This window comes from Roseateles sp. P5_E11 (genome assembly GCF_054049355.1).
This window is the reverse complement of record NZ_JBFUMO010000469.1, coordinates 1-4,602: the sequence shown is the minus strand read 5'-3', so window position 1 is coordinate 4,602 and position 4,602 is coordinate 1. Positions and strand designations below refer to the sequence as shown.

The window sequence follows — 4,602 nt, the reverse complement described above, 5'->3', positions numbered from 1 at the left end:
GCAACGCCCCAGTTGTCGGTGTCGACCTCGTCGATGACGACGAAGGTGGCCGCCCGGCTTGAGCACGCGGCACATCTCGGCCAGGGCCTGCTCCTTGTGCGTCATGTTGCGCAGGCCGAAAGCGACGCTGACGAGGTCGAAGCTCTCGCTCTTGAAGGGCAGCTTCTCGGCGTCGGCCAGGCTGGTGGGCAGGATCAGACCCTCATCCAACAAGCGGTTGCGGCCCTGGCGCAGCATGGCCTCGTTGATGTCGGTGTGCACGACGAGGCCGGTCTCGCCGACCTTGCGGGCGAAGGCACGCGACAGGTCACCGGTGCCGCCGGCAATGTCCAGGGCTCGCTCGCCCGGCTTCAGGTTGGCGACCTGCACGGTGTAGGCCTTCCAGGCCCGGTGCATGCCGGCCGACATGAGGTCATTCATCAGGTCGTACTTGGAAGCGACCGAGTCGAAGACGCCGCGGACCTTGGTGGCCTTCTCGTTCTCGTCGACCTGCTGGAAACCGAAATGCGTTTGAGTCATGGATTCAGTGCCGGGATTCAATGCGAATGGCAGCTGCCGCCACCTTTGACGGGCATGGCGTCGTCGCGGCTCTTGCCAGCGGCGGCAAGGCGGGCCTCGTAGTCGCGCCAGAGAGGGTCCTGCTGGCTGCCCAGCTTGTAGAGATAGTCCCAAGTGAACAGGCCGCTGGCGTGACCGTCCGAGAACTCGGGCCGCACGGCGTAGTGGCCGACCGGCTCCAGGCCGGTGATGCCCACGTCGCGCTTGCCCGTCTGCAGCACTTCCTGGCCCGGGCCATGGCCCATGACCTCGGCCGAGGGGCTGTAGACGCGCATCAGCTCGAAGGGGATGTGAAAACGCGCGCCGTCGTCGAAGGCGATCTCCAGGACGCGAGAGTGCTGGTGGACGGTGAGTTCTGTCGGGGCGGCCATGGCTGGGCAGTTTAGAAGCTCTGGTAGGCCGGCAGCTGCCCGTCCTTGGGCCGCACCTGGGTAAAGCGCGCTGCCAGACGAGATTGCACGCCGATGGGCAGCGGCGCGAAGCCGGTGCCGCGGGTCAGGTCGTCGCCATGCATGAAGCACCAGTAGAGGAACTTCAGCGCGCCCTGCGTCCTGGTGGCCGTGGCGGGTTCGGCATCCACCAGCACGAAGCTGGTCAAGGTGATCGGCCAGGCGTCGTTGCCCGGGCGGTCCAGCAGCGTGGCGAGGTCGTCGCCCTGGCGGTGCATGTCGCTCTCCAGGACGGCGGCCCGAAAGCCCTGCTCGGTCGGCAGCACGAAGCGGCCGGCCGCGTTGCGCAGCTTCACGGCGGCCAGCTTGTCGCGCAGCACACGGTCGTAGGAGACATAGGCGATGGCACCCGGCGTGGCGCGCAGCGTCTGCACCATGCCGTCATTGCCCTCGGCCTTCAGCGGGTCGCTCGGCCAGGCGGGCAGTTGGCCGATGCCGACGTCGGTCTTGAACGCGGCCGAAGCGCCCGCGAGATAGCGGCTGAAGCCCTCGGTGGTGCCCGATTTCTCGGCACGCACGACGCGCTTGATCGCCAGGCCCGGCAGGCCGACACCCGGGTTCAGCGCCGCGATGCGGGCATCGTTCCAGACCTTGATGCGGCCCTGGAAGATCTCGGCCAGCACCTCGCCGTCGAGTTGTAGCGGCGCGGCCAGCGGCAGATGGACGACCGGCACGACGCCACCGATCAGCATCGGGATCTGCACCAGCTTCTGCTTGGCCAGCTCGGACGGCGGCAGCGGCGCGTCGGTGCCGCCGAAATCCACCTTGCGGGCACCGATCTGCTTGATGCCGTCGCCCGAGCCCGTGCCCTTGTAAGCAACGCCGCCGCCGCCGGCCTTCTCGAAGGCGCGCGCCCAGGTCTCGTAGACCTTGGATGGAAAGGTGGCGCCCTGCCCTTGCACGGGTTGGGCAAGGGCCGCTGAGGACAGCAGAAGTGAGGCAGCGAGGGCCAGCATCGGGCGCAGGAAAACGGGCATGACCAGGAGCAAGTGACTTGGTGAAAACCCGTAATCATGCCTTGTGTCTTCCGGCCCGCGATGGCGGTGGCCGCTCTAATCTCCCGGTTTCACGGCTTCCAGCTCGTCACCTCCATGCCCCGATTCGCCCGCCATTGCCTGGCCGCTGCCACCGCCCTGCTCGGACTGGCCGCCACCGCCCAGGCCCTCGACCTGAGCGGCCTGTCCAAGGACGTCAGCCCCTGCGACGACTTCTACGCCTTCGTCAATGGCAACTGGGAGGCCGCCACCGAGGTGCCTGCCAGCCGTGGCCGCATTGGCAACTTCGATCAGCTGCGCCAGAACAACGACGCGGTGCTGGACAAGGCACTGAAGGAATTGGCCGACAAGCCGGCGCTGCAGAACACACCGGGCCTGAAGCTCATTGCGGCCTATTTCTCAAGCGGCATGGACGAGGCCGCCGTCGAGGCGCGCGGCATCAGTTCGATCACGCCACTGCTGAACCGGATTGACGGCCTGCAGCGCCGCGAAGACCTGCCCACCCTGCTGGCGCTGCTGAACCGCAGCGGCATCCACGCACCTTTGAACTTCAGCGTGCAGGCCGACCGCAAGGACACGCGCCGCAACGTGCTGGCGCTTTCGCAGTCGGGCCTGGGCCTGCCGGACCGTGACGACTACTTCCGCAGCGACGAGCGCACCCGCACCGTCAGCGCCGCCTACCGCAGCTTCGCCCAGACCCTGCTCGCCGCCGCCGGCCGCCCGGCCAGTGACGCCGAGCTGGACGCGCTGATCGGCTTCGAGGCCCAACTGGCCGAGGCCACCCGCGAGCGCGCCAGGCTGCGCGATCCGAACGCCAGCTACAACCCGATGAGCCCGGCGGAACTGGCCGCCGCCGCACCGGGGCTGGACTGGAGCGCCTACCTGGCCGTGCTGACCGCGGGCGCCAAGCCGCCGCAGCGCTTCCTCGTGGGCCAGCCGGAATTCGCCACACGCGTGGCCAAGCTGACCGCCGATGCGCCGCTGGACCTGTGGCGCCGCTACCTGGCGGTACGCGTGCTGGACACTTTGTCGCCCCGCCTGCCCAAGGCCTACGCCACGGCCTCGTTCGAGTACCGCGGCAAGACCATCACCGGCTTGCAAGCCCCCCCGCCGCGCAGCGAGGACGTCATCTTGCAGATCGGCGGGCGCACCGGCGGCGAGCCGATGGGCCTGGCGCTGGGCGAAGTGTTCGTCACACGCGCCTTCTCGCCCGAGGCGCAAAAGCGCGCGGGGCTGCTCGTGGAAGACGTGCGCGCCAGCATGAAGGAGCGCATCGAGAAGCTGGAATGGATGACACCTGGCACCAAGGCCAAGGCGCTGGAAAAACTGGCCAACATGCAGGCCAAGATCGGCGCGCCCGAGAAGTGGCCGCAATACGAAGGCCTGCAGCTCGGCGCCAACGACTATGCCGGCAACTGGCTCAGGGTCTCGCTGTGGCACAGTGGCCAGCAGGTCAAGGACCTGGATTCGCCGGTGGAGCGCGGCCGCTGGCGCATGGCGCCGCACATCGTCAATGCGCAGGCGGGCGGCCTCAACGAGATCACCCTTCCGGCCGGCATCCTGCAGCCGCCGTTTTTCGACGCCAAGGCTGACGACGCGACCAATTACGGCGCCATCGGCACGGTCATCGGCCACGAGATCACCCACCATTTCGACGACAGCGGCCGCAACTTCGACGCCATCGGCTCGTTGACCGACTGGTGGACGCCGGCCGATGCCGCCGGCTACAAGGCCCGTGCCGACAAGGTGGCCGACCGCTACGCCGCAATCTCGCCGCTGCCCGGCTACAACATCRACGGCCGGCTCACGCTGGGCGAGAACATCTCCGACATGTCGGGCCTGCCCATCGCCTACGAAGGCCTGCAGCGCGCGCTCAAGCGCAGCGGTGGCGCGGACCGGAAGATCGAAGGCTACACGCCGGCACAACGCTTCTTCATCAGCAACGCGCTGGTCTGGCGATCCAAGGTGCGCACCGAGTTCCTCATCAACCAGGTGCGAACCGACCCGCACTCGCCGGCCAAGTTCCGCGTGCTGACGCCGATGAGCAATTCGGCTTACTTCGCGCAGGCGTTCTCGTGCAAGGCGGGGAGTGCGATGGTGGCGAGTGATCCGCTGACGGTGTGGTGAGTCGGGTTGTTGATTGAACTGAGACGGGGCTTCGGCCCCGTTTTCTTTTTTGGTCGCTCTTGCCGCGGTCCTCATGACCCGTGTGCAGTGCCGCGGGAATCCGCCCCGCGATGGCGGGTAACTTTTCTCTGACGCGCCAGGAGGGTGTCGAAGAAGAAAGTTACCCGGCCGCCGGGACGGACTCCCGGCAATGCACCGAACAAAGAGAACAACCGCAAATGCCACAAAGAAAAACGGGGCCGAAGCCCCGTTCCCATTCAACCAACCAAACCGCTTACCACTGCAGCTTCAGCGTGTACGAGCCCGTGCCGCTGTAGCGCAGCACCTGCACATACAGCGTCACCGAGCCCGAGCCGCCATTGGCGTAGCTCGCGCTGTCGACCTGCCCCGCCGCCTTCTCGCTGCTGGCCACCGTCGTGCCGGAGCTGTTCTTGACGTAGAGGTCGAAGTCGTTGCTGCTGCTGCCCATGGTC

Annotated in this window: 4 protein-coding genes and 1 pseudogene; 1 reads left to right on the top strand and 4 read right to left on the bottom strand. The window is 67.3% G+C overall.

Features of this window, described 5'->3' with window-relative positions:
* The 3 genes from ACXJKR_RS24790 to pstS form a co-directional block, all read right to left on the bottom strand.
* A partial coding sequence (locus tag ACXJKR_RS24790) for a class I SAM-dependent methyltransferase (protein ID WP_457325077.1) occupies positions 1-519 on the bottom strand: 519 nt, incomplete at its 3' end.
* Between the two features lie 17 nt (positions 520-536).
* Positions 537-929, bottom strand: a complete 393-nt coding sequence (locus tag ACXJKR_RS24785; protein WP_457325076.1) for a gamma-butyrobetaine hydroxylase-like domain-containing protein — start codon at positions 927-929, stop codon at positions 537-539.
* 11 nt (positions 930-940) lie between these two features.
* Positions 941-1,984: a phosphate ABC transporter substrate-binding protein PstS gene (gene pstS / locus ACXJKR_RS24780; RefSeq protein ID WP_457325075.1), complete on the bottom strand. Its 1,044-nt coding sequence runs from the start codon at positions 1,982-1,984 to the stop codon at positions 941-943.
* Positions 1,985-2,098: 114 nt separating this feature from the next.
* Here pstS and ACXJKR_RS24775 point away from each other — a divergent pair, with 114 nt between their 5' ends.
* Complete coding sequence (locus ACXJKR_RS24775; RefSeq protein ID WP_457325074.1) at positions 2,099-4,129, top strand: M13 family metallopeptidase; 2,031 nt, start codon at positions 2,099-2,101, stop codon at positions 4,127-4,129.
* A gap of 274 nt (positions 4,130-4,403) precedes the next feature.
* Here ACXJKR_RS24775 and ACXJKR_RS24770 read toward each other — a convergent pair.
* A pseudogene (locus ACXJKR_RS24770) lies at positions 4,404-4,602 on the bottom strand (peptidase S8); the annotation flags it as partial.

Coding starts and splice junctions, on each gene's coding strand:
- ACXJKR_RS24785 (WP_457325076.1), bottom strand. CDS start 929: ATGGCCGCCCCGACAGAACTCACCGTCCACCAGCACTCTCGCGTCCTG.
- pstS (WP_457325075.1), bottom strand. CDS start 1,984: ATGCCCGTTTTCCTGCGCCCGATGCTGGCCCTCGCTGCCTCACTTCTG.